Source organism: Micromonospora sp. DT53 (genome assembly GCF_049841535.1).
Lineage (GTDB): Bacteria > Actinomycetota > Actinomycetes > Mycobacteriales > Micromonosporaceae > Micromonospora.
On record NZ_JBNCKM010000001.1, the window covers coordinates 873,110 to 898,282 of the forward strand.

The following is a 25,173-nucleotide window of genomic DNA, read 5'->3' on the forward strand; positions in this document are numbered from 1 at the left end:
CTGCTGGCCCCGGGCTCCCGCTGACCGGTCAGGTCGCGGAGCGCGGCGCGGGGACATGTGGGGCGACACCGCGCAGGTGCGTGAGCACCACCGGGTCGATCCGCCCCGGCACCAGGCGCTCCTCCAGGTTCTCCAACCCGGCCCAGGAGATCAACGCCGCTTCCGTGCCGTCTCCGTGCACCGGGTGGCCCAGCGCGCCGAGCAACGCCGCCACCTCGGCGGCGACCGCGCCGCTCAGGTCGAGCAGGGTGGCCGGGTCGGGCCGGCCGAACAGCATGGTGTGCACCGTGAGCAGGCGACCCAGTTCGGCGACCGGGTCCGGGTGGTCGTCCACGCGCAGGTCCACCACCACGTCGCTGGTGCCGCCGTACCCGCCGCCGCGCTCGACCACCAGCAGGCCGGCGCTCTGCCGGCCACGCCGGTCGCCGCCGGCCTCGTCGCCGGCGCGCAGCGCGGCGACCAGCCGCTCGGCGAACGGCAGCGCCGTTCCCGCCTGCCAGGCCGCACCGAGGGCGTCGACGACCTCCGGGCCGGTGAGCACGTTGCCCTGTGCGGCCCAGCCGTCGCCGGTCCGCCCGCCGGCCCACGGATGGCAGGCCGGCCCGGTCCAGTTGGCGCCCGTTCCGTTGGCCCCCACGACACCGAGCTGGCGGTGCTCCCGCTCGGGGTCGGCGGCGATCAGCCCGGCCACCACGTCGGCGGCGGCCACGCCGGTGCGCAGCAAGGTGAGGCCCTGCGGGCGGTAGGCGAGGTTGACGTGCGCCTGGGTGGCCAGCGCGCCCACCTCGGCCGCGGCGGCCGGCACCAACGCCCCGGCGGCGAGGAACTTGCTGGCGACGGCCACGCCGTGCAGGCGGCCGTCGGCGGAACGGGCGACGAGCGAGAAGGTCACCGGCCGAGGGTAACCGTCCACGCCGCCCCGACGTCCGCACGCGAAGCTCAGAACGGTGGCGCGGCGGGCTCCGGTGGGGCCCCGTGGGCACGACGGGCGTCGATCACCGCGACCGCCGCCAGCACCAGCGCCCCGACAGCGGTCGCGATCACACCGGGCAGGAACAGCAGCGGCACCGACGACACCACAAGCACCGTGATGGCGATCCACCGGGACGGGGAGACCCGCCCGAACACCTCGTACTCCAGGCGGGCCCGCCCGGCCAGGAACAGCGCCGGGCCACCGAGCACCATGGCCAGCCATGGCCCCGGGATCCGCTCCAGCGGATGATTGATGATCAGCTCGTAGCCGATCGCGGTGGCGGCGAGACCGACCACCATCACCAGGTGGGTGTCGGCCGCCGACCGGCCGATGGTGGCGGGGTGGCGGGCCTTCACCACCGCCTCGCCCAGGATCCGCCCAGCCCGCTGGACGTAGATGCGCCACAGCATGATCGAGGTGGCCAGCGCCAGCCCGAACGCCCAGGCGTGCCCCTTCTCGTACGGCCCCCTGCTGTACGCGAAACCCGCCACCAGGATCGTCTCGCCCAGCGCGACGAGGAAGAACTGCTGGTACCGCTCGGCCAGGTGCTCCCCTGCGATCTCCCACTTGGAAATCGTCGAACGGCCCAGGCCGGGCACCGGCCAGCCGCAGCGGGCGGCCAGGTACTCGAAGACCAGCGCCGCCGACCAGAGCACCACCTGCATGTTGGTGCTCAGCATCGCGCCGGTGATCCAGAGCACCCCGCTGACGGCGAAGATCACCGCCATCCGGACCTTCAACCGGCGGTACGGGTGCGCTCCCAGCGCGATCGACAGGATCACCGGCCGGGTCACCTGGGCGACCACGTACGCCACCGCGAACATCAGCGAGGTCTCGCTGAACGCCCGGGGGATCGCGACCCCCATCACCATGCTGCACACCAACGCCGTGATCACCACGGTCTGCAACGGCACCCGGTACGGGTCGTACCGGCTGGTCGTCCACGCGGTGCCCTGCCAGACAGCCCAGAGCGCGAGCAGCAACAGCAGCGTCTTGCCGCCGCCGGTGACCGTCCCCCAGCCGTGCTCCCGGCCCGGTTCCTGGGTCAGGTCCTCGAACGCGCGCGCCGAGATCCGGGTGAGCGCGAAGACGTACACCAGGTCGAAGAAGAGTTCCAGGAACGTCGCCCGGCCGGGCGTGACCGCCGCCGGGACCGGCTCCAGGTGTCCCGCTGCCCTGGAACCCATGGTCAGCGGCCTGCGCCGTCGGTCCGGTCCACCTCGAAGTGGTAGCACTTCCCGCCGGACCGCACGGCCGGAAACCGGCGATTCTGCCCAACCCGGGGATCTTGCTCGGGCCTCCGTCAACGGGCACGATCGATCGGTGACGAATCGATGGGGCATGACGGTGCCGCTGGGCGGGATCGCGCTTTCGCAGCACGACGCCGCCTACGCGGCGCTGGACCGGGCCGGGTTCACCGACGTCTGGTCGTCCGAGGTCGCCGGGACCGACGCGTTCACCCCGCTGGCGCTCGCCGCGGCCTGGCAGCCCGGGCTGCGGCTCGGCACCGCGATCACCCCGGTCTTCACCCGGGGGCCCGGGCTGCTGGCGATGAGCGCGGCGGCGTTGGCCGAGGCGGCGCCGGGCCGGTTCACCCTCGGCATCGGCGCGTCCTCACCCGTGCTCGTGCGGGACTGGAACGCGGTGCCGTTCGACGAGCCGTTCCGTCGCACCCGCGACGTCCTGCGCTTCCTGCACGCCGCGCTGCGCGGCGAGACCGTCGACGAGGTCTACGACACGTTCGCCGTCCGCCGGTTCACGCTCGAACGACCGCCGGCGGTGCCGCCACCGATCCTGCTCGCCGCGCTGCGCCCGGGGATGCTCCGGCTGGCCGGTGCGGAGGCCGACGGGGTCATCCTCAACTGGCTCGGCGCCGACGACGTGCCGCGTGCGCTCGCCGAACTGGGCGAGCGCCGCGCCGGCTTCGAGGTCGCCGCCCGGATCTTCGTCTGCCCCACCGAGGACACCGCGTACGCCCGGGCGCTGGGCCGCCGGCTCATCACCAGCTACCTCACCGTCGGGGCGTACGCCGAGTTCCACCGCTGGCTCGGCCGCGACGAGGCGCTCGCGCCCATGTGGGCGGCCTGGGCCGCCGGTGACCGGCGCGGCGCCAACGCGGCCGTGCCGGACGACGTGGTCGACGCCCTGGTGCTGCACGGCTCACCGGAGCGGTGCCGCGCCGAGGTGCGCCGCTACGCCGACGCCGGTGTCGACGTACCGATCATGGCGCTGCTGCCCACCCCGGAGCTCGCCGCCGGCGGCGCGGCCGCGTGGCTCAGTCTCATCGCCCAGTTGGGCGCCAACTCCGTGGAGGCGTCCGCGTGAACCTCACCGACCGGATCGTGGTGGTCACCGGCGGGGCCGGCGGCATCGGCGCGGCGCTGTCGCGCCGGTTCGCCGCCGAGGGGGCCGCCGTCGTGGTGGTCGCCGACCTGGACGCCGACGCGGCCCGCGCGGTGGCCGAGGGCATCGGCCCGGTCGCGCACGCCCGCGCCCTCGACGTCACCGACGAGGAGCAGGTCCGCGCGCTGGTCGCCGACACCGAGCAACGGTACGGGCGGATCGACCTGTTCTGCGCCAACGCGGGGGTGACCACCGGCGGGGGAGTGGAGGTCGACGACGCCGGCTGGGACCGCGCCTGGCAGGTCAACGTGCTCGCCCACGTCTACTCGGCCCGCGCGGTGCTGCCCGGAATGCTCGCCCGGGGTGGTGGGCACCTGCTGCACACCTGCTCGGCGGCCGGTGTGCTGACCGCGGTGGGCGACGCCGCGTACACCGCGACGAAACACGCCTCGGTGGGGTTCGCCGAGTGGCTGGCCATCACCTACCGGGACCGGGGCATCCGGGTCAGCGCGCTCTGCCCGCAGGGGGTGGACACCCCGATGCTCGCCGACGGGCTCGCCGACGGTCACCTGGGCGCCCGGGTGGTCGCCGCGTCCGGTGCGGTGCTCACCCCGGACCAGGTAGCCGACGCGGCCGTCGCCGGGCTGGCCGAGGAACGTTTCCTGATCCTGCCGCACCCGGAGGTCGCCGACTACGCGCGCCGCCGCGCCGAGGACCCGGACGGTTGGCAGGCCGGGATGCGCAAACTCATCCGCCGGCTGACCGCCTGACCGCTAGCGCACCGGAACGCGTCCGGCGGCCAGGAGATGGGCGCTGGAGCTGATCAGCGCGGGCTCGCTGCTGTAGAGCCGGGCGAGGTCCAACGCCGCGGCGAAGACCGCGTCGGGCGCCGGCCCGTTCGCCGCCGCCTCCGCTGCCGTCCAGGCCGGTCCCTCCACCCCGTGTACGACGACATCGGTCAGCCCCGCGGCCGCGCACTCGTCGGTGATTTCCTCGACCCGGTGGAAGTAGGCGTGGGTGAACCCGATCCGCGGATCGTTCACGCCGTCGCTCAGCAGCGCCCTGGCCTCGTCGAGCAGCCTCTCGTCGAGTCGTCCGGTGGCCGCGAAGTCCAGCGGGCCGGCGAAGCGGGAGATGACGGCGGCCACGACGAGACCGCCCGGGCGGGTGACCCGGGCCGCCTCGCGGAGCGCCTGTAGCCGGTCGGCACGGCGTACCAGGTGGTAGAGCGGACCCAGCAGCAGCGCGGCGTCATACTCACCGTCGGGGTCGGGAAGCGCACGCGCGTCGCCCACCTGCGCCTCGACCGGCGGGTGCCCGTCGCGGGCCTGCGCGACGTGGTTCGGCACCAGGTCGACGAGGCGGACCTGGTAGCCGGTGGCGACGAGGGCGCGGGCGTACTCGCCGGTGCCCCCACCGATGTCCAGCACCCGGGCGCCCGGACCGGGCAGGAGATCTCGCAGGAGCTGCGTCGTGCGGATCCACTCCAGTCGCGCCTGCGGGCGGGCAGTGAGCCGCTGGTCCTCGCGGTAGCGCTGCGTGTAGTAGTCGACGATGTCGCTCGAATGCTGGTCCACGCTCTGATGCTCGTCGTCGCGCACACCAACCGCCAGCGTGTTTCGCCCCCGGGGCCGGCCGCCGCCGACCCTGCCGCCGCCGACCCTGCCGTCGTGATCAAGAAGTTTGCGTCAGGAGTGGACCCGCAGGCGACGCAAAGCTCTTGATCAGCGCGGGGGGCGGCGGGCGCGGCGCAGGGGAGTGGGGTGCACGGACCAGAGCAGGCGGCGCCACCAGGGGCGGGCCGAGCGCAGTGTGGTCACGTAGGCGGTGGCCACCTCGGCGGCGCGAGCCGCCTGGTCGGGCGTCGCGGCGCCGGGGGCGAAGCCCACCTGATTGAGCAGGGCCGCCAACTCGTCGACCGCCGGGCCGGACGCGTCCGCCGCCGTGCTGCCGGTGGGCGCGACGGCGTTCGGGTCGGCGGTCATGTCGTCGCCGGTCGTGCCCGCCCGAGCGTCGTCGAGGGTCCGACGGGCGTGCCCGGCGATCTCGGTGGCGGCCAGGTCGTCCCCCACCGGTCTGCCGGCCAGCCACAGCGCGTCGGTGACCTCCCGCCAGGCGCCGGCGATGCGTTGGCCGGGGTCGCCCCGCACGAGTCGGCTGCGGGTGAGGGAGCGGCGCATCGCCAACAGGGTGAGCAGGAGCGCCCCCACCACCAGCAGCAGGCCGCCACTGCCGCCGGCGACCAGCACCGGCGCGGAGACCCCGTCCGGGCCGGGCGGGGCGTCGGCGGCGGCCACCGGCTCCGGCGACGCGCTCGGCTCCGCGGTCGGTGCCGGCGCCTCCGACGGCGGTGGGTCCTCCGGCGTCGGGCGGAAATCCTCCTCCACCGGTCTCGGCTCGTCATCGGGGCGGGGCAGCGGGTCGAACGCCACCCAGCCCAGCCCGTCGAAGAGCACCTCCGGCCAGGCGTACGCGTCGCCGGCCAGCACCGGCCCCTGACCGCTGGTCCGGAAGCCCACCACCACCCGCGTGGGCAGCCCGGAGAGCCGGCCGAGGACCGCGAAGGCCGCCGCGAACTGCTCCGAGGTGCCCTCCTGCCCGCCGCCGTTGCGGGGCCCGAACAGGAAGAAACCCAGATTCGGGTACGCGTGCCCGCTCGGCGCGTCCGCCACCACCCGGTAGTGCTCGGCGAGGAACTGCTCGATCGCCGACGCCCGCGCGAACGGCGCGCCGTTCTCCTCGGCGAGTTGGGTGGCCAGCCGGCGCATCGGGTCGGGCACCCCGTCCGCGACCCGCAGCACCCGGGCCACCTCGTCGCCGGCGGGCACGTTCGCGGTGGCCAACAGGTTCGAGTCCGGGCGTTCCTCGGCGGAGGTCACCGTGTACCGCAGCCCCGGCGTCAGCCCCTCCGGCCGGATCAGCGTCCCGCTCGCCGGGTCGTACGCCACCCGCGCCCCGCTGACCTCCCGGGGCGTCGCCACGGCGGGCAGCAGCCGACCGCTCAACTCGGCCACGCTGATCTGCTGCCGGACCGTCTGCAGGGTGCTGTCCCGGGCCGCAGTCGCGGCCGGCAGGATCCGACCGGCGTTGCGGTACGTCGCGCCGACCCGCCAGGTCACGCCGTCGTAGTCGCTGAGCACCGCCAACCGGATCCGCACACTGCGCGCGGTGCCCGCCGCCGGGCTGGCCTCGGGCGGTGCGTCGGGGCGTTCCGTGCTCACGTCGAGGAGCTTCTGCTCCGGGTGCAGCGCCCAGCCGGAGATCCGGATCAACGGGTTCTCGTCGAGCGTCTGCACCTGCGGTGGCTCCACGTACCGGCGCGGGTCCACCGGTCGGCCGTCGACCTGCTCCGCGACGACCGGGCCGAGCAACGCCACCAACCCGACCACCAGGGCCACCCCGAGCGCCGCGCTGGTGGCCAGCCGCAGCCGCACCGCCGCGCGTACCCGGGGGGTCAGCTCGGCGGTCGGATCGCCGCCGCCCGGCGCCGTCCGCGTGGCCGTGGCCAGGCCGAGGGCCGCGACCGCGACGAACGCCAGCGTCGACCCGACCGCCGGTTCGGCGTTCGGGCCGACCACGTAGAGGGCGGCGGCGTAGAGCCCCGCCGCCGGCAGGTAACCCAGCAGCACCCGGCCGGTGCGCAGCGCCACCTCCGCGCCGGTGAGCCCGGCCAGCCAGGCGGCGACGACCGGCACCAGCACGGTGTCCGGGGTGGGCTCCACCGGGATCATCGCGGTGAGCAGCCGGGGGATGCCGTTGCGGGCGGCGTCCGCGGCGACCTCCAGCAGGCCGCCCGGCAACTCGGCGCGGGTGGCGGCCAGCCGCAACGACCACAGTGTCCAGCCGGCCATCGCGGCCACCGACACCGGCGCCACCAGCCAGGACGGCAGCCGCCGGGCGGCCACACTGACCAGCACCGAACCCGCCGCCGCGCCGATGACCAGCCAGGTCAGCAGGCCACCGGCGTACACCCGACCGAGCACCACCCCGGCGAGCGCCGTCAGCCCGATCAGCGTCAGCGGCAGGACCGCCGCCCGCAGCACCCGCACGGCGCCCGTCACCACCGGCGTACCCCGTCCCACTCGGCGGCGAACTGCGCGCCGTCCGCCGCGTCGACGACCACCAGCCCGGCGGTGCCCGGCGGCGTCGGCTCGGCCGCGCCGAACACCCCGACCAGCACCGACGGGTACGCCCCGCGCAGCGCCCCGACGTGCCCCAGCTCGTCCCGGCCACCCGGCCCGGTCAGGAAGATCAGCGTGTCGCCGAGCCGGTCCTGCCGCAGCCGGGTGGTGGCCGCCCGCACCGCGTCACCATCGTCGGACAGCTCGGCGGCGGCGAGCCGGTCCAGCGGCCCGAGCGCGCCGCCGCGTGTCGTGACCTCCGCCGGCTCGGCCGGCCCTTTCGGCTCCGCCGGTCCCGCCGGCCCTTTCGGCTCGGCCGGCCCCGCCGGCTGTGTGGGCTCGGCCGGTTCCGTGGCGACCAACAGCAACAACACCGGTAGGTCGGCGCGGCGCGCGGCGGTGACGATCGACGCCGCCGCCTCACAGGCCGACTCGAACGACTCGGCCACCCCGCCGACCCGCTGCGGGTGGGCGGCGACGCGGTTGTCCAGCAGGACGACCAGGCGCGGCAGGCTGGTGTCCACGTTCTCCCGGACCATCAGCTCACCCACCCGGGCGCTGGTGCGCCAGTGCACCCGACGCAGCTCGTCGCCGACCACGTACTCCCGCAGCGAGTCGAACGTGATCGACCCGTGCGGGACCCCGTCCAGCCGGCCATCGAGGCTGCGCCCCGAGCCGCGGGGCACCGCGGTCAGCGGGTGGATCCGGGGGTGTACCCAGACCGGCACGGCCGCACCGTACGGGCGGGCCAGCGCCACCAACCCCAACGGGTCGCGCCGGGTCACCCGCAGCGGTCCGACCGGCACCACCCCGCGACGGTCGGTCGGCACGTCGTAGCGGACCTCGGTGTCCCGGCCGGGTCGCAGGCGCAGCACCGGCACCGGCACGGTCCGCTCCCCGCACCGGTCCTCGGCCAGCAGGTTCGCCGACCGCAGCCGCCCGGTGTTGCGCACGGTCAACGACATGCTCGCCGGCTCGCCGCGCGCCACCCGGTCCGGGTCCGCGCGGCGGGTCACCGTCAGTCGGGGCCGCCAGGCCGCGACAAGCGCGGCGTAGCCGACTGCCGCGCCGGCCGCCGCGCCGAGTAGCGTCAACTCGGGGTACGCGAACCGGAAACCCGCAGCCAGCAGCACCACGGCGGCGACGAGCAGCCCGACCCCACGGGCGGTGATCCCCATCGCGCTGCTGCCGGTCAGCCCTGCACCGGAGCGGGTTGCCCCGACGGCAGCGGCACCGGCACCGAGGCGACGGCCTGGCGCAGCACCTCCGCAGGGGTCATCCCGCGCACCTGGGCGTCCGGGGTGAGCAGCAGCCGATGAGCGAACACCGCCTCGACGAGCGCCTTCAGATCCTCCGGCATGATCCAGCCCCGCCCGTCGATCAGCGCGTACGCGCACGCCGCGCGGGTCAACGCGATCACACCCCGGGGGCTGACCCCGACACGCACCTGCGGGTGGGTGCGGGTGGCCGCGGCCAACCGGACCGCGTACGCGTAGAGCGGCTCGGCGATGTGCACCCGGCGGGCCATCCGGACCATCTCGCCGACGGTGGCGGTGTCGGTGACCGGGGCGAGCGCCTCCGGGGACCGCACGGTCGCGCCGCGCAGCACCTCGACCTCGACCGCCTCGTCCGGGTAGCCGACGGAGAGCTTCACCAGGAAGCGGTCCAACTGCGCCTCGGGCAGCCGGTAGGTGCCGTCCATCTCCACCGGGTTCTGGGTGGCGACCACCAGGAACGGCGACGGCACCGGGTGCCGGACCCCGTCCACCGTGACCGTGCGTTCCTCCATCACCTCCAGCAGCGCCGACTGGGTCTTCGGCGACGCCCGGTTGATCTCGTCGGCGATGACGATGTTGGCGAAGACCGGCCCCGGATGAAACTCGAAGTCACGGGTCGCCTGGTTGAAGATCGTCACGCCGGACACGTCCGAGGGGAGCAGGTCGGGCGTGAACTGGATGCGCCGCCACTCACCCTTCACCGTGGCGGCGATGGCCCGCGCCAGGGTCGTCTTACCGACGCCGGGCACGTCCTCCAGCAGCACGTGACCCTGGGCGAAGAGCGCGGTCAGCGCCAGCCGCACCACCTGTGGCTTGCCGAGCACCACCGCGTTGACGTTCTCGGCCAGCCGGGCGGCCAGGGCGGCGAAACCCTGCACCTCCGGCTGGGTGAGCGGCTCGTGGGTGTTCACGGTCGGTGGTGCTCCTCGCCTGGTGTTTCAGCAGGTGGGCAGGACGTTGATGGTGTCGCCGCCCTCCAGGTTGAGCCAGGCCCACGGGATGTAGTTCTTTCCCTTGTAGTTGACCTGCACCCACCAGGTGCTGCGCTTGTCGTTGTTGTAGATGTAGGCGTAGACCTCTTCGCCCGACTTCTTGCAGTACGCCTGCAAGCGTTGGCCGTTGGGCACCCAGCCGGCCTGCCGGTCATTGTCCTGCCGAGTGACCTCGAAGATCTCGTTGCCGTTGCGGTCGCCGGGAATCTCCCGGGTGCAATAGCTCGCCTCCGGGCCCGATGCGCCGTTGCGGCAGGTCGCGATCCCGTACAGCGGCTGCGTCTTCTGGGCCCGCGTCGCGGTGCCCTTACCGGCGGCGTTGGTGGCCGTCACCGTGAACGTGTAGTTGGTGCCCGGCGTGAGGCCCGCCATCGTGATGCTGGAGCACGCCCCGGCCTTCGTCGGCTCGCCCGTCGTGCTCAGCGCGCAGGTGGCCTGACCGCCACCGGCGTCCACGGTGAACGTGACAGTCGCCCCGGTGGCCGTCGACGACGAGCCGGTCACGGTGACCCGTGGCTCGGCCACCGTGCGGGCGGTGGCGGTGGCCTCCGGGCCCGGGCCGGCCTCGTTGACCGCCTTCACCTTCACCGTGACGTTCTGGCCGTTGCCCAGCCCGGTGACGGTCGTGCGGGTGTCGGTCACCTCGCTGACCCGCCCACCGACGTCCACCAGGTACTTCGTCACCGGCCGACCGTTGGCCTCGGCCGGCGCCCACTGCACCGTCACCGCGCCCGGCTGGTTGGCGACCGTGCCGGCGCGCAGGTCGAGCGGCCGACCGGGCGCCGCGAAGGGCACCACCGTGTTGCTGACCGGGGACGCCGCCGACCCGGCGCCCTTGCTGTTGACCGCCACCACCGTGAACGCGTACTGGGTGCCGAACTCCAGCTCACCGGCGGGCACCACCAGCTCCGTCTTGGTCGACTCACCGGCCGGCGCGTTCGTCCCCGCCGAACTGGCCGTCACCGCGTACCTCGCGATGGTGTTGCCCTGCCCGTTCGCCGCCGGCCACTTGACGAGGACCGTGCCGTCGGGCCGTTCCTGGGCGGTGACGCTCGCCGGCGGGTCGGGCACCGCGGCGGTCGGCGTCACCGGGTTGCTGGTGCGCGGCGGGCCGTCGCCCTTGGCGTTGACAGCGTGCACCGCGAACCGGTACGTCTCGCCGTTGGTCAGACCCTTGACCTCCACCGCACGCTGGTTGGCGCCCACCTCCAGGCGTTTGTCGGCGCCCTCCACCACGTACTTGATGATCTCGGCGCCGTTGGCGGCGGCCGGCCGCCAACTCACCCGCGCCTGGGCGTTTCCGGCGGCGGCGGTGACGCTGCGCGGCGCGCTCGGCTTGCCCACCCGCGGCTTCTTCGGCGGAGGCGGCGGCGGGGGAACCGGCGGCGGGTCACCACCGAGCACGTCGTTGGCGTACTTGTTGACCTCGCGCACCTGGTGCTTGTCGTCCACCACCCGGGCGGTCGCCGAGTCGGGCGAGTTGATGAACAGGTGGTTCTCCCGGACCTCCAACTCCAGCGGCCCGTTGGCCCGCCCACGGATGGTCTCGACCAGCTGACCGGCCGCGTCGAAGGAGTAGATGGTGCCGGTGGCCTCGTCGGCGCAGTAGAACCGGTTCGCCCAGGCCACCGCCGGGCTGAGCCGATCCCCCTCGCCCGGCACGGTGAACGCGTTCTCCTGCCCACCGTCACCGATCAGCAGCACCCGCCGGTCGGCGGTCACCGTGACCGGCACCCGGGGCCCGCTGGTGCGCGCGGGCAGCGCCGCCGGGCCGGACAGCGTCAGCGGCGTCGGGTGAACCTCGCCGTGCTGCACCCGCACCAGCTTCCCGGCGGTGCGGTCGAGCACCGCCACCCCGTCGTCCAGGGTGGAGACCACCAACTCGTGGCTGGCGTCGGCGACGTCGTACGACTCGACCCGCTGCGGGCTGAGCCCGACGCCCGCGGGCGCGGCCGACGCCGGCGCGGACGGCAGCTTGGCAGCGGTGATCGCCGAGACGGTGCCCTCGCTGGGCACCGCGATCCAGAGCCGACCCTTACCGTCGAAGGTGCCGCCGGTGATGCCCGGCGGATAGCGCACCGGCTCGCCGACCGGGGTCAGCGATCGCGGGTCGAGCTGCCGGACGATGCCCTGCACGGCGTCGACGACGAACGCCGCGTCCTCGTGCAGGGCGACACTCACGCCCAGACCGGGGGTGGTCCGGGTGGTCGCGCTGAGCTGGAGGGTGGCCAAATCCAGGGAGCTGACCTGCCCGGTCTGCAGGTCCCGCAGGAGCAGCAGCCGGTCGGTCTGGGTGATCTGCATCGGATGCTGCCGGGCACCGGGGATCTCGGTGCGAGTGTCCACCCGGGCGGTGACCCCGTTGACCCGGGCCAACTCGCTGCGCGCCGCGCTCCACAACCAGGAACTCGCGTCGTAGTTGGCCACCGCGTTGTCCGCCGCGCCCAACCCGAGGACGGTCAGCCCCATGGCGGCCAGCAGCGCGGCCACCGTGCCCACGGTCACCAGCCCGCCGCGCAGCCGGGACCGGGAGCGGGGGGCCTCGGTCCGTACGGCGTCGTCGATGCTGGCCACAGCCGGCTGCCTCCCCTGAGTCGTGGCAGGTGGCGCGCCTCACGGCGACCCCTCCCCTGAGCCGGGTGCCATCATATGGCGCTGGTGGTGGCGGGGGAACCCGCACCGTCACCCCTGTGGATACCGAGCGTGTGCGTTGTGGACGTCCAGCTCAGCCCGGTTTCCGCTTGACTCGGCCCGGTTCCGGCGCGACTCAGCGCGGCGACTGTCGGCCCGAGGGCGTCCCGCTCGGCGTGGCTTCGCGCTCGCGCGCGGTGCAGACCTGGCCCGAAGTCGCAAAGCTGTCAGTGGAGTAGACCGCCAACACGGTGAAACAGTGATCCACTCGTGAGTTCAACCCGTTGACCGTGTAGCTGGTCCGGCCCGGGTCCACGGTGGCGATCACGCCCAGCGCCTGCCCGGCCCGCCCTGCCGCGACCATGAACGGCACCGCGCCGCCGGTCGGGTCCGTCCAGGTCAACGTGATCGTTGTCGAATCGTCGCGCAGCTTCAGGTCGCCCGGCGCGGGCCCGGCCGCCGTCGGTGCCGGTGCCGCAGCCGTCGGCGCGGCCCCGGTCGGCGGCGGGTCGTCACGGGTCAGCACCACCGCGCCCAGGCCCGCCACCGCCACCACGGCCACCCCGGCCGCCACGACCGCGCCGATCAGCGCCGCCCGGTTGCGGCCCGTCGACCCGCCCTCATCGGCGTACGCCGGCCGGTGCGCGTCCGGCACCGGGTGGTACTGCTGACCCGGGTACGGCGCCTGGTACTGGTGCTGGGTCGGGTACGGCGCCGGGGGCGGCTGCTGGTGGTACTGCTGGACCGGTGGCGGTGCGGCTGACGGTGCCAGGTCGGCGCCGACGGCCGGGGACCAGGCCGGCTGCGCAACGGGGCTGGGCTGCGCGGCGACGGGGCTCGCCTGAGCGATGCTCGGGTACGCCTGGGCAGCCGTGGGGTTGGCCTGCGTGGCGGTGGGGTTCGTCTGCGCGGCGGTGGGGTTCGGCTGCGCGGCGGTGGGGGCGGGCTGGGCGACGGTGGGGTTCGGCTGCGCGGCGGTGGGGGCGGGTTGGGCGGCGGTGGGCCAGCCCGGGCTGGTTTCAACCCCGGCCGGGCCGCCGTGCGACGGCACGGGCCGGAACACCTCGGTCTGGTCGGACAGCGCGCCGCTGGCCTGCCAGGTCGGCGTGGCCGGGGCGTCGAGGATGCCCAGCCCGGAGTCACCGCCCGCACCGCCCGCACCGCCCGCGTCCATCGTGGTCTGCCCAGTGGTCGTTGTGCCCGTAGCGGTCACGTCCCGTGTACCCGTCGCGGCCTGCGTGGGAGTCGTGGTCAGGACGGAGGGGTCGGCACCTGGAGCGGCCAGGGGTTGCGGTGGGGCGCTGCTGCTCCAGGGCGGTGCGGTCAACCCCCAGGGCGGTACGGGCGGTGCGCTCACCGGAGGCGCGGAGACGGGTGGTCCGTAGGGCGGCGCTGAGACGGGCGTCCCGAAATCGGGCGGTGCGGACACCGGGTAGGTGTGCCCGGGTGGCGCGGAGACGGGTTGGCCGTAGCCGGGTGGTCCGGAGGCCGGATAGCTGTGGCCGGGTGGCGCGGAGACGGGTTGGCCGTAGCCAGGTGGTGCGGAGACCGGGTACGGCTGGGCCGGTGGTGCGGACACCGGGTACGGCTGGGCCGGTGGTCCGGAGACCGGGTACGGCTGGGCCGGTGGTCCGGAGACCGGGTACGGCTGGGCCGGTGGTCCGGAGACCGGGTACGGCTGGCTGGGGGGCGCGGAGATTGGATGTGGGGTCACCTGCGGTGCGCTGATGGGGTGGGCCGGTGGTCCGCTCAGCGGGTACGCCGGCCCCGGGTGGTCGACGGTCGGGGTAGGCCCGCCCGATGATGCCGCCTCGGCACCGGACACATTGTGCGACGCGGTCGGCGCGGTTGGCCGGGCTGCGGCTCGGGCGGCCTCTTCGGCGAGCAGCGGCTCGATCTGCCGTACCCGGATCGTGGGGTCGTCCCAGCGCGGTGCCGGCACCGCCGGTGTTGCCGGCGGGGCGGTCGACGCCGAGGCGGTTGGGGCCGACGGTGAGGGTGGCACGTCGACCACCGGTGGGGTCGCCTGGTCGGCCACCCGCTGACGTGGTGGCCCGGACGGCGGTCGGCGTGGTGGCTGCTGCGCGGCCGTCGTTGTCGGCGGACCCTCGGCCCTCGGCCGGGGCATCGGGTCGACCGCTGGCCGGGACGGTCCGGACAGTTGCCCGTCGGAGCGTCGGCCGGGCGGCGTCGCGGGACCGGAGGGCAGCTGGTCGAGGCCCGGGCGCGGTGGCCCGGGTGGTTGCTCGCTGGCGCGTTGACGGGGTGGCATCGAGGTTGCCGGTGGCGCGTCGACGCGCGGGCTTGGCGGCATCGCAGGCGTAGGTGCGGCCGACGGCGGGCCTAGCCGTGCTGGCGCGATCGAGGAGGCTGCCGGCTGAACGGGCGTCGCCCGAGGGGCCGGAATCGGTGCCGCGGAGGCGTCGCCGGGCGGCGTGAGTGTGGCTGGTGCGCGTACCGCTGGAGGGGTTGATTGGGGTGTGGCCGGCGGTTGCGGCGGCGCCCAGGGTGAGACGGCCGGCGGCGGACCACCGGCGGAGGGCCGCATCGCGGCGAGGGTGGCCAGCGACAGGGTCGGGCCGGACAGCGCCGACCGGGCACCCGGCTCGGTGACCAGGCCCGGACCGGGAGTCGGCGCGGGGTGCTGCTCGCCCGGCGTCGACGCGGGTGGGCCGAGGTAGTCGCGGGCCGCGCGTACCGCCGGGTGGTTCTCGCCGAGCGCGGCGGGCCCGGCAGTGGCGACGCGTGTGTAGTTGCGGCGGGCCTCGTGCCGGTTGCCCAACTCCTCCGCCACCTCGGCGAGCTCGAAGGCGAGCGCGAGCATCAGCGGGTCGGAGTGCTCCCAGCGCCGCTCGCCCGCCGCGAACGCCTCCTCCAACACTCGGCGGGCGGCGAGCGGGTCGTCCCCCTCCCGGTGCAGCCGCGCCAGCAGATGCGCGGTGTGCAGCACCTCGGGATGGTCGGCACCGTACGGCGGGGGAGCGGATTCGGCGGCCTCCGCGAGCAGTTGCCGGGCGGCGCTGAGATCGCCCGCGGCGCGCAGGGCGAGGGCTCGGTGCTGGGCGGCTGCCAAGGGGGAGGGATGGGACACGTGGCAATGCTGCCGTCAGAGGGCCGCCGGACGCTACCCGTACACGCCTCGGCGATGTGTCGGTGCGGCTGTTTGAGGCGGCTTGAGCAGCGGCGGGAGCGCCGGGGAAGGGGCACCGGAAGGCGATGTGCATGATCCACGGGCGGCGTGTACAGTAACTCCCCGTGCGGCCCGCCGTGCCGACCACCGGATGGAAAGATCATCTGGTCGGCGAGGTAGGCTTAACGTGTAGGTCCGGGTGGCGGAATGGCAGACGCGCTAGCTTGAGGTGCTAGTACCCGTATAGGGTGTGGGGGTTCAAGTCCCCCCTCGGACACAAACCTTTACCCCACGGTGCGCGCTGAGATCGACTGCAGCGCGCACCGTTTGCGTTTCGGGTTGGTAGGTGAGCCGGAGTCCGAGTTGTCGGTAGACCTCGGCCTTGTCGGTGGGGTCGGCGTCGCGGAGTACGGCGGCTATGTCGCCGAGTGCGTGGACTAGGTCTTTGATCTCGGTTCGGCTCATGCGGCGTGGGTGGTTGCTCGAGTGGGCGTGGAGGTCTGCTTCGGCGCGGGCGCGTTCGGCTTGGGTTTGTGAGATCCACTCGGTCACGACTGCGGGGTCCGCGCCGGCGTCGAGGGCGGCGCGGTAGCGCTCTAGCTTGGTGTCGCATTCGGTGATGATCGTCTGGGTTGTTGTGGCGAGTGGTGGTGGTTGGTTCGGTGGCTGGGCGTCGGTCATCGCGGTGATCGTCTGTTCGATGCGGCCGGCTGCGAAGGCGGACGCCAGCCAGGTGTCGAGCGGGTCGGTGAGGGTGTCCTCGCGGAGGTACACGTTGCTGGGGTGTTGGACCTGGTTGGCGAGGGCGTATTCCTGGGGGAATCGGCAGCGGTAGTAGGCGTCGCCGTGGCTGTACTGGCCCTGCATGCGTCGGTCGCAGGCGGCGCAGTAGATGAGGCCGCGGAAGACGTAGGGGTTGCGGGTGCGCTGCCGGACGTGTTGACCGCCGGTGCCCCGTCCGCGCCGCTGCAAGATCGCTTGGGCCTGTTCAAATATCGCGTCGGCGATGAGTGCTTCGTGGGTGATCTTCTTCGAGACCACCCACTTGTCACGGGCGTTCCAGCGCATGACGCCGGTGTGGCCCATTGCCACGTCGTCGACGTCGAGCAGGACCTCGTCGGTGCGTTGCTTGTTCCACACTTGCCGTCCGGTGTAGCGGGGGTTGGTAAGGATGACGCGGACGGCGCTCTTGGACCAGGCGATGCCGCTGCGGTGCCGGTTGCGGGCGCGGTCGTGCGCTGATGGGCAAGGCACGTGATTGGCGGTGAGACCCTCGGCGATGGCGAAAAGGCCGATGCCGGCGAGAAACTCGGCGAAGATTCGCCGGACGATCGGCGCGGTCTGTTCGTCGGGGGTGAGGCCCTTCAGGTGTTTGCCGTCTGCGGCCTTGGCAGGGTTGGGGTGGGGCCCCAGGTCGCGGAGGGTGTAGCCGTAGGGTGGGCGTCCGCCGAGGTAGCGGCCTTCGAGGAGGGTCTGGGCGGCCATGGCGGTTCGGACGCGGAGTTTGATGCGGTTGCGTTCGCCTTTGCTCATGCCGCCGAAGACGGACATGACGAGTTCGTGTGCCTCGTTGTCGGGGTCGATGGCGCCGCCGATCTCGGGCACCCAGAGTTGGACGCCGTAGTGCGCGAAGAGCGGAACCGTGAGACCGAATTGGTTGCCGTAGAAGGCCCGGTGAGGTTCTCCGACGACGACGGCGGAGAACCCGCGCCGTGGGTTGCGTAGCGCTGTCAGGAGGGTGTTGGCGTGGGTTCGGCGTTGCCAGGGCAGTGAGCGGCTCTGGCCGACGTCGAAGTACTCGGTGACGATGCGGCCGCCGTGGGGCTGGATGAGGGCTGTGGCCCGGGTGAGTTGCCAACTCCGCGACGACTCGGGGTCCTGGTTGTCCTCGGTCGATACGCGGCCGTAGAAGGCAAAGGCTTGTGGTTGAGGGGAGGTCATTCGTTCTCCTGCTTCGAGTTGTCTGTGCGGTGGTCGTTGACCCGTTTGAGTAGCTTGAGTAGGGCAGCAGCTGCACCGGGATGCAGGTCGGGTGGTTGGCTGGGAGCCACCAAGCTGTCGACCCCGGTCGTTGCGCTGCCGTCGGCGTTGTCGACCGTCCATGAACCGTTGTCTTCGCAGGACTGGTCAAGTTGTTTGTCCCGTGCGGCTGCCGATGCGAGGCCGGGCCGTCCGGACTGCTGACGTTCGTGACCGGATGGCTGCGTCATGTGCCTCCGTCCGGCGGTCGACCCGGTCGAGACACTCGCCAGGATCTGTGCGTCGCTGGCCCCTTGGCTTTTGCAATTCCGGTCCGTGCAGCTGCAGAATCGTGGACGACGCCAGTGCGGGCACCGTCGGCAGGCGGAGCTACGGCCCTGTAATTCGGTGTCTGGGTGATTGGCACCAGGGCGACTGGGTGGGTGGTCATGGGATGTGTCCTCCGAGAGCTGGTCGTGTCCTGGCTTGTGCAGGCAGGAAGAAGCGGCCGGTGCCCTGAGGCATCGGCCGCTCAGTTCGATCGGGGCAGGGCGAGTTGCTTTACTCGGTTGTCAGGCCCGTTGGTTTCGTCGGGCGAGATGGGGCGCAGCGGTGGCTCGGCTGTCAAGAGCGGGTGCTGGTTGGGCACGAGCACGGCCCGGAGTATCTCGACTTACGGCTAGGTAGGCAGGTTCGAAGCGGGGTCAAGGCTGGTGCTGGCTACGTCTCGTGAGCACGAAGTCTGCGTACTCGTCCCCAGCGACGCCCTGGTTTACCCAGCGGTGTGGGGAGGCTCCTGTTGCATGCTCCGCCAACTCCAACGCCTCGGCCGCACTTGCAACATGAGCTAGGACGCGGCCGGAGCCCGTTTCATCGTCGTCTTCAGGATCGAGTGGCGGGAATGTGAGGAGATCCCGGTAGCGCTCGTCGTCTAGGTCCTGCACGTCGTGAACTGAAACGCTGTAACCCTGTTGCCAGGGCCAGACAGAGACCCAACGGACACCCGGACTACCCGCCACGCTGACGGGTCCAAGGAACTGCTCGACTGCCTTGCTGCGACCGAGCGCGCCGAGGGCGAACGCTCGGGTGAGGTATCGCATGCTCGAACGGTAAGGGAGAACCCTCCAGGTGCCAAAGAGGAGTTGGTTCGCTGGAAGCTCTGGGCTGCTTCCGAGGTTAGAGCGCTTCGTTCACACCGAAGAGGTCGCTGGTTCGATACCAGCATCGCCCACTCTCAGTTTTTGCAGGTCAGAAGCCCGTTACCGGAGTTGTCGGTAACGGGCTTTGCGATATGTGCGGCTTACATTGGGAGCGGATTGGGAGCAGCGCGGTTGGTTCTCGGTTCGGGCCGCCATGGACCTGCCCGGCTGAGTGACCTGATTTGCGGTCCCGAGCGGGCCTGCTGGCTGGTTGAGGAGTCCTACCGCTATCGGCGCCCACATCACGAGAGGGTGCCCCCGCGTTGCGGCTCACGGGCTGACTGATGGCCGCCGGTCCGGTGATCCGCCCACGCGCCGGTCCACATTGCGAGGTCGCGTACCCAGCGCTCGGTGTTCTGCCGGGACTTGGCCGCCCACTTTGTTGCGTTCTTTGACGCGAAGTTGTCCAAGACCTGTCGGTCGGTCGCGGTCCATGCCGGAAGCTGCGCTATCCACTCTTCTGCCTGCTCGGCGCTGTGGCCGCTACCGATCAGCCAGGGGACGAGCATCGCGAGTTCGACCCATGCGGCGGCCTTGGTTGCCCACGCCCAGTCCACGATGCGTAGGCCGAGTGGGGTCACGATCAGGTTCGCCGGGTTGAGGTCCGAATGAATGAGTGTCTCGCCGTCCATCGCCGGGTGCGCGAATCCGAGCCGGGTTGCCGGGGTGAACCACGTCTCGTCGGGCGCCGGCGTCTCCTGAAGTGCGTTCAGTGCGGCTCGGAGCAGATTGAGATCCGTGCTGGCGGGAGATAGGTCGGGGTGGGGGCCGGCAAGATGCTCGGTCCCCACCACCAGCCAGCCATCGGATTCGAACTGCCACAGGATTGTGGGCGGGTGCCGGTCGATGGCCCGGGTTACCGCCAGTTCGTAGCGCAGCGACCGAACGCTCAACTCGTCGGAGGCCGCCTTGACGAAGACCTGTCCGGCCGGTCCGGTCACTGTCGAGGCGATCTCAGCGTGGTCGCCACTGGGAGCCGGGGCGACGTCAAAGGTTCCGCCGACCCGTTCGGCGATCCCTGCCGTGACACTCTCCGGCAGAGCGGTCCAATCGCTACGCATCGGTTCTCTTCTCTGCTACGTGCCCGGCTGAGGCGGGATTGGCGGACAGCAGGGCTCAGCCTCGCCACCTGAAAATTCGAGGTCGACCCGGTAGCCGGTCTCATGTCTCGTCCTCGCGAGTGGCGGATGGGTCATGGTCGCAGACGTCGATGACTGGTGTGGCCCTCGGTCGCCGTCGTCCTGGTTGGCTGGATGTCGCCGTGGAGAGGGCTGCGGCGCATGGAACAGATGACCGGGCCTTCGGGCAATTGAATCGCTGATTGTGGGATGTAGCCGTGCCGGACATGCAGGCTCTTGGCATCGGGGGTGGTGCTAGTCCAGGACAGCAGGTTCACATGGTCGAGTCGGCTGCGATGGTGGCTGAGCAGGGACGTGCCGTGTCCGGACCGCCTGGCGCTGGGCGGCACGGCGAGGAACACGAGGTGGTAGTGGGGCTCACTGGGTCGATCTTTGGCGAGTAGCCGATCGAGTAGGTCGAAGCGATCGCTGTGAGGGCCTGCGGCATCGCCGAGGCGGGTGGGGTAGTTCGCTGGTGGCGGGATGGGGCGGTATCGGTGGAAGCCGACGGTGGCGGCGGTGGCGTCGTCGGTGAGGTGGACGTCGCCGTAGAACAGGGCGTGCTCGACCCAGATGGCGAGGACGTCGGTGAGGATTCGACGTCGTGGGCCTGGGTCGGGGATCAGCCATGTTGCGAGAGGGCTGGGATGGAGGGCGTCAGCGATGAGTGCGGCGACGTGGTCTTTGTCCGCCCATCGGGCGGCACGGATGCGCGGGACAGTGTCCATGGCGGGGATTCCTTAGAAGGCTCTTGGTTGCGGGGTCAGGAGTAGCTGCTGCTGTTGGCGCGGGTGTGGACGAGGAACAGTTGGTAGTCGTCGACCAGCGGGCCGGTGCGGTCGCTGCCTGGTCGTGGTGCGAGTGCTGATCTTTCGTAGGCGAGTAGTTCGCCGGTGGTGGGGTTGAGGATCAGCAGGAAGCGGATGTCGTCGGAGGTGGCGCTGACGCCGATGCCGGTTCGGCCTGCCCGGTCTCTCACCGGGCCGTGGTAGGTGATTCCGGGGGTGTCGCGTAGGACGGTGAGGATCGCGGTGCGGGCGGCTTGGTTGGGGGTGCGCCAGCCGAGCAGGCTGGCGAGGCCGCGGATGACGGCGGTGGGTCCGAGGAATCGGGGCTGGGTGGCGTCGATGTACGTGGTGAGCGCTGTCGGGTCTACGGCGATCGGTCCGATGGGTCCGTCCAGCTCGCCGGGGTAGTAGGTGCTGTCGTCGGTGGGCTGCTGACCGGTGGGGTAGCGGCTGCGGATGACGCGTCCGGAGGCGTCGTCGGCGCGCCAGCGTTGCTCTTCGAACAGCACGATCCGCGTGGTGGTGCTGTTGCCCGCGATGGTGGTGTCCGTGGCCCATTGGAGTAGGTGGACGTAGGCGAACCGGCCCGGGATGGCGTCGCAGCCGGACGGCCCCGCCGCGACCGCTGTGAGAGCCTCCCGCGCTGGGGACGACGCCGGCAGACGCGTTGGCGACGGGTCAAGTTTCTGCTGTGCGCGTGCCTTGAGCTGGGCCGCGGTCAGGGCGGCGGGCGACGGACACGGCGCCACGGCTGGGAGAGACCCGGTGGCGCTGGAAGGCGAGGGTGCGGATTGGGCCGGCCCGGCGGTGCCCGTCCAGATCGAAATGGCCGTGGCGGTAGCGAGCAGGCCGAGCGCGCAGGCTGCGGCAGTGACCTTTACGGCTCGCCGGCACACCGGGTGGGGCTTGTCGGTCGGAGGTCGCATGTGGGGCAGGTTGTTCACGGTCAGCCTTCTTGAGGTGAGGTGAATTGGGGCTAGCGGTAGGCGGCGGTGGCGAGGTCACCGACCGCGGCGTCCACGGCGGCGCTGATGTCGCGTACCGGCTGGTAGTGCTGCCCGGCGATGGCCTTCAGACGAGCGGCCAGGGCTGGGGTGTCGTCGTCGAGGTAGAGGTGGTGGGTGAGGCCGAGGTCGGCGACGAGGCCGGCGAGCGCGGCGGTGTGGTTGTCGGGTTGTTCGTAGCCGGCGGCGAGGTAGCGCAGGCGGGAGCGGGCGATGACCGCCCATTTGCTGTCGGTGGGCAGGTAGGTGTCGGTGCGCACGAGGCCGCCGAGGCGCCGTCGGGTGTGGTGTCGCAGGATTCCGCCGGCGACGAGTCCGGCGCGGGTGCGGTCGTAGAGGTCATCGGAGAACCCGCGCAACCACACGCGTAGGGGTGGGTGGGTGTGGCGGATGGTGGCGGTCGCGGCGTCGGCGATCAGGTCCCCGACCGGGCGGTCGTTGTGCGGGTGGATTCGTTGGTGGCTGGCCGGGCGGGTGTCGTCGTTCGGGTCGAGGGTCACCCGCCCGGCCAGGTACAGGTCGATCAGGACCGCGCCCGCGAGCCCGAGGGCGAGGGTCTGCCGGTGCACGTGGGGGTGTCCGGTGTCGTCGTCGTGGCCGAGGAGGAACAGCTCATCGCGCAGGGGCAGGCGCGGGATCGACGCGGGCATCGGCGGGACTCCTACCGCAGCCTGGCGGTGAGCCGCCGCAGCCGCTCGTGTGCCCCGTTGTACGCGGGACCTTGAGCGGGGAGCAGGGTTTTGTCGATGGCGGCGAGGACGGTGTAGTTGGGGTCGCACACGTTGCCGATCGGCGCCCGCCCCGCCTGCGACACGAGCTGGTAGGCGTCCAGGGTCTCCAGGCCGGTCAGGGCGCTGGCCCAGCCGACGAGGTCATGCTGGGCGATGCGGTAGGCGTCCTCCAAAGGCCTCGCGCACCCGATCGTCAGGATGTCCCGGTCGGTCTCCAACCGCGGCCATGGCGTGCTCACGCCTTTGATGACGTCGATGGCGAGGGTGGTGGTCGTGGCGATCTCCACGCCGACGCCGCAGGCCTCACCCTCGCCCTGGCGGGCGTGCCCGTCGCCGAGGGCCAGCATCGCCCCATGAACATTCACCCCCAGGTAGAGGGTGGTGCCGGCGCGCAGGTGCGGGGTGTCGAGGTTCCCGCCGTGCGTGTCGGGCACGAGGGTGGATCGGGCCTCGAACCCGCCGGGCGCGACACCGATCGTGCCGATCATCGGATCCAGCGGCAGGTCCACGCTGTGGTCGCTGCGCGTGGCCTCGAACCGGACGGTCCCGGCATGCCGGTCGATGCCGTACACCCACACCCGCTCCTCCAACGCAGGCTGCAGGGTGGCGGTGTGGGAGGTGGAGGTCAGTGCACCGAAGTGCGGCAACGTCGAGGACACACCCCAGTCCCGCGCGGGAACGATCGCGGCGAGGTGGACGGCGAGGGTGTCGCCGGGCTCGGCGTCCTCGACGAAGAACGGCCCGGACACCGGATTGAGGTACGGCATGCGGCACACCTGCGACGGCAGGTCCGCTGGCCCTCTCACGAGACCACCGAAGCAGTCCTCCGTCACGACGGTGAACACGTCACCGCCGCGCACGTGCGCCACCGGCATCCGACCGCCGAACGTGTACGCCAGCTCGTCCCGAGCCGGCCGGTAGGTAAACGAATCCATGCCAGTCACACCCGCTCCACGTGACGCGCCTGCGGCTGCGCGGGCGCCAACCCCGACAGGGCAGGTCGGCGGCCCGACAGGTACAACCCGGCCAGGACGATCATCCCGAGGGCGAGCCACGCCAGGCCGAGGCGCTGGGCAGCGATGTTGGCGTTGACCACCACCCACACCAAGATTGCGAAGCCGACGGCGGGCATGACCAGGTGCGCCCACCAGTTACCGCTGCGCTCCCGAATGAGGTGATGCACCACGACCGAGACGTGCAGGACCAGGAACCCGACCATCGCCCCGAAGTTGATCAGCGACGACAGCAGAGTGATCCCATCCGAACGAGTCGCCATGAACAGGCCCAGCGCCAGGGACACCGCGCCGGTGAGCAGCGTCGCGTTGATCGGCACGTTGCGGCGGATCGACACCTTCGCCAGGAACACCGGCAGTTGCCGGTCCCGGGCCATCGCGTACAGCAGCCGCGACGTGGCGACCTGCGCGACCATCGAGTTCGGCAACCCCCACGCAATCGCCGTAGCCACCGCGCACACCGTCGCCAGCCAGCCACCGCCGGCCACGGCGGCGGCGTCGTAGAAGGCAGTGCCGTTCGGATCACCCTCCACAAGGAGGGTGCCGGGGTCGGGGACGAGCATCGCGGCCAGCCACGTCTGCGCGATGAACAGCACCCCGGCCAGGATCACGACGGCGGCCATGGCGCGGCCGATCTGTCGGGAGCCGCCCTTGGTTTCCTCCGCCAGCATGGAGATGCCGTCGAAGCCAAGGAAGGACAGCACGGCGATCGACACCGCACCCGCCACCAGCGACCAGGTGAACGTGTCGGAGTTGTAGAAGGCGTCCCAGCTGAATCGGCCTCTACCCGAGGCGAGTGCCCAGGCGGCGACGGCCAGGAACACCGCCAGGACGATCAGCTCGCCGACGAGCATCACCCGGGTGACGGCCGCCGTCATGCGGATTCCCACCGAGTTAACGATCGTGTTCACTGCGACGAAGCCGAGTAGCCACAGCCACACCGGCACCGCCGGGACCGTGGCGTGCATGGCAACCGACGCCACCAGGTACAGCAGCCCCGGGACGAGGACGTAGTCGAGGAGGATCACCCAGCCAGCGAGGAACCCGACCGGCGGGCTGATGCCGCGCCCTGCGTAGTTGTAGACGCTGCCCGACATCGGGAAAGCCCGCACCATCTGCGCATACGAGAACGCCGTGAACACCAACGCCACCACACCGACCGCGTACGCCAGGGCGACCATCCCGCCGGAGCCGGCGTAGACGCTGCCGAAGATCGCCATCGGGGCGATCGGCACCATGTAGACCAACCCGTACGCGACCAGATCCCGGAACCTCAACTGACGAGCCAACTCCTGCCGGTATCCATAGCGGGCCAAATCCTGCTCGTACACAAATTCCTCCGCGGGTTTCAATAATCAGTGAATGGAATATTGCGTCTGCCAAATACGCCGACCGAGTGAAGCAGGCCATCGATGCACCTGCTCGTGGACAGGCCCGTCGGCGGAGAGTTGCCGGCCGATCGACGCCAGCAGTTGCGGCGCGATGACCGAATGCGCCACCAGCGGTGGGATCAGCAGGGGCATAAGCCTCCTGGCAACAGGCACGGCCACCTCCCCTCGGTGAGTTGGCATCGCTGGCTGGTGACTACAGCGCAGCGGCGGCGATGACGCCGGCATAGAGCGACCTAAGACGAAATTGATCAATGTCGGCCAGTCCTGCCAGGGGGTTCTGACAATCCACTGACACTCCCGGCATCGCCAATATCCGCCGTAGATACATGTCAGCGGATTGTCGGAGATGAACGGCAGCCCTTATCGACACGGCCACCGACGATTTTTGATGTTTGAGTCAGCGCCCGCGTCGACGTCGCTGGCGATGAGGGACCGCAGCCGCGATGCGGCGTGACGGTCTGCCGTGTCCACGACCCCTTGGGAGGGCATGCACCATGACCATT

Annotated in this window: 20 protein-coding genes and 2 tRNA genes; 4 read left to right on the forward strand and 18 right to left on the reverse strand. The window is 71.8% G+C overall.

Features of this window, described 5'->3' with window-relative positions:
* Positions 1–28 precede the first annotated feature (28 nt).
* Positions 29–892 (reverse strand): DUF1028 domain-containing protein, encoded by an 864-nt coding sequence (locus ACLQ3B_RS04155; RefSeq protein ID WP_425777453.1) that lies wholly within the window; start codon positions 890–892, stop codon positions 29–31.
* 47 nt (positions 893–939) lie between these two features.
* Positions 940–2,160: a low temperature requirement protein A gene (locus tag ACLQ3B_RS04160; protein ID WP_425777454.1), complete on the reverse strand. Its 1,221-nt coding sequence runs from the start codon at positions 2,158–2,160 to the stop codon at positions 940–942.
* A gap of 154 nt (positions 2,161–2,314) precedes the next feature.
* On the opposite strand from ACLQ3B_RS04160, the gene ACLQ3B_RS04165 reads away from it, so the two are divergent.
* Positions 2,315–3,298, forward strand: coding sequence for an LLM class F420-dependent oxidoreductase (locus tag ACLQ3B_RS04165; RefSeq protein WP_425778051.1), 984 nt, complete (start codon positions 2,315–2,317; stop codon positions 3,296–3,298).
* Complete coding sequence (locus ACLQ3B_RS04170) at positions 3,295–4,086, forward strand: SDR family oxidoreductase (protein WP_425777456.1); 792 nt, start codon at positions 3,295–3,297, stop codon at positions 4,084–4,086. The genes ACLQ3B_RS04165 and ACLQ3B_RS04170 overlap by 4 nt, the downstream gene beginning before the upstream one ends.
* A 3-nt stretch (positions 4,087–4,089) precedes the next feature.
* Here the strand turns inward: ACLQ3B_RS04170 and ACLQ3B_RS04175 are convergent, their stop codons facing one another.
* The 6 genes from ACLQ3B_RS04175 to ACLQ3B_RS04200 all read right to left on the reverse strand — a co-directional run bounded on the left by ACLQ3B_RS04175 (position 4,090) and on the right by ACLQ3B_RS04200 (position 15,428).
* Entirely contained in the window at positions 4,090–4,893 is an 804-nt protein-coding gene (locus ACLQ3B_RS04175; protein WP_425777458.1) for a class I SAM-dependent methyltransferase, read from the reverse strand.
* 147 nt (positions 4,894–5,040) lie between these two features.
* A complete protein-coding gene (locus ACLQ3B_RS04180) occupies positions 5,041–7,380 on the reverse strand; it encodes a transglutaminaseTgpA domain-containing protein (protein WP_425777460.1) in 2,340 nt (779 codons plus the stop codon).
* Complete coding sequence (locus ACLQ3B_RS04185) at positions 7,374–8,615, reverse strand: DUF58 domain-containing protein (RefSeq protein WP_425777461.1); 1,242 nt, start codon at positions 8,613–8,615, stop codon at positions 7,374–7,376. The genes ACLQ3B_RS04180 and ACLQ3B_RS04185 overlap by 7 nt, the downstream gene beginning before the upstream one ends.
* 14 nt (positions 8,616–8,629) lie before the next feature.
* Positions 8,630–9,625, reverse strand: a complete 996-nt coding sequence (locus tag ACLQ3B_RS04190) for an AAA family ATPase (RefSeq protein WP_112583044.1) — start codon at positions 9,623–9,625, stop codon at positions 8,630–8,632.
* 27 nt (positions 9,626–9,652) lie between these two features.
* Entirely contained in the window at positions 9,653–12,280 is a 2,628-nt protein-coding gene (locus ACLQ3B_RS04195) for a fibronectin type III domain-containing protein (RefSeq protein ID WP_425777463.1), read from the reverse strand.
* Between the two features lie 193 nt (positions 12,281–12,473).
* Positions 12,474–15,428, reverse strand: a complete 2,955-nt coding sequence (locus ACLQ3B_RS04200) for a tetratricopeptide repeat protein (protein ID WP_425777465.1) — start codon at positions 15,426–15,428, stop codon at positions 12,474–12,476.
* Between the two features lie 232 nt (positions 15,429–15,660).
* Here ACLQ3B_RS04200 and ACLQ3B_RS04205 point away from each other — a divergent pair.
* Positions 15,661–15,744 (forward strand) — tRNA-Leu (locus ACLQ3B_RS04205).
* On the opposite strand, the gene ACLQ3B_RS04210 is transcribed toward ACLQ3B_RS04205, so the two are convergent.
* From ACLQ3B_RS04210 to ACLQ3B_RS04220, 3 genes are all read right to left on the reverse strand, one after another.
* A complete protein-coding gene (locus tag ACLQ3B_RS04210) occupies positions 15,726–17,408 on the reverse strand; it encodes a recombinase family protein (RefSeq protein ID WP_425777467.1) in 1,683 nt (560 codons plus the stop codon). The genes ACLQ3B_RS04205 and ACLQ3B_RS04210 overlap by 19 nt on opposite strands.
* Entirely contained in the window at positions 17,405–17,677 is a 273-nt protein-coding gene (locus ACLQ3B_RS04215; RefSeq protein WP_425777469.1) for a hypothetical protein, read from the reverse strand. Before ACLQ3B_RS04215 ends, ACLQ3B_RS04210 begins: the two co-directional genes overlap by 4 nt.
* Positions 17,678–18,130: 453 nt before the next feature.
* Positions 18,131–18,526 carry a hypothetical protein gene (locus tag ACLQ3B_RS04220; protein WP_425777470.1) on the reverse strand — a complete coding sequence of 132 codons (396 nt, stop codon included), beginning with the start codon at positions 18,524–18,526 and terminating at the stop codon, positions 18,131–18,133.
* A 61-nt stretch (positions 18,527–18,587) separates the two neighbouring features.
* Here ACLQ3B_RS04220 and ACLQ3B_RS04225 point away from each other — a divergent pair.
* A tRNA-Val gene (locus tag ACLQ3B_RS04225) sits at positions 18,588–18,657 on the forward strand.
* Positions 18,658–18,867: 210 nt separating this feature from the next.
* Here ACLQ3B_RS04225 and ACLQ3B_RS04230 read toward each other — a convergent pair.
* The 7 genes from ACLQ3B_RS04230 to ACLQ3B_RS04260 all read right to left on the reverse strand — a co-directional run bounded on the left by ACLQ3B_RS04230 (position 18,868) and on the right by ACLQ3B_RS04260 (position 24,802).
* Positions 18,868–19,686, reverse strand: a complete 819-nt coding sequence (locus ACLQ3B_RS04230; protein WP_425777472.1) for a phosphotransferase — start codon at positions 19,684–19,686, stop codon at positions 18,868–18,870.
* Positions 19,687–19,817: 131 nt separating this feature from the next.
* On the reverse strand, positions 19,818–20,471 hold the full coding sequence (locus tag ACLQ3B_RS04235) for an N-acetyltransferase (RefSeq protein ID WP_425777473.1): 654 nt from the start codon (positions 20,469–20,471) through the stop codon (positions 19,818–19,820).
* Between the two features lie 35 nt (positions 20,472–20,506).
* Positions 20,507–21,040 carry a hypothetical protein gene (locus tag ACLQ3B_RS04240; protein WP_425777475.1) on the reverse strand — a complete coding sequence of 178 codons (534 nt, stop codon included), beginning with the start codon at positions 21,038–21,040 and terminating at the stop codon, positions 20,507–20,509.
* Between the two features lie 467 nt (positions 21,041–21,507).
* On the reverse strand, positions 21,508–22,185 hold the full coding sequence (locus ACLQ3B_RS04245) for a GOLPH3/VPS74 family protein (RefSeq protein WP_425777477.1): 678 nt from the start codon (positions 22,183–22,185) through the stop codon (positions 21,508–21,510).
* 11 nt (positions 22,186–22,196) lie between these two features.
* The gene (locus ACLQ3B_RS04250; protein ID WP_425777479.1) at positions 22,197–23,201 is read right to left on the reverse strand and encodes an acetamidase/formamidase family protein; all 1,005 of its coding nucleotides are present in this window, start codon (positions 23,199–23,201) and stop codon (positions 22,197–22,199) included.
* A 5-nt stretch (positions 23,202–23,206) separates the two neighbouring features.
* Complete coding sequence (locus ACLQ3B_RS04255; protein WP_358048656.1) at positions 23,207–24,610, reverse strand: APC family permease; 1,404 nt, start codon at positions 24,608–24,610, stop codon at positions 23,207–23,209.
* Positions 24,611–24,634: 24 nt separating this feature from the next.
* Positions 24,635–24,802, reverse strand: coding sequence for a hypothetical protein (locus ACLQ3B_RS04260; RefSeq protein ID WP_425777481.1), 168 nt, complete (start codon positions 24,800–24,802; stop codon positions 24,635–24,637).
* Positions 24,803–25,173: the final 371 nt, after the last annotated feature.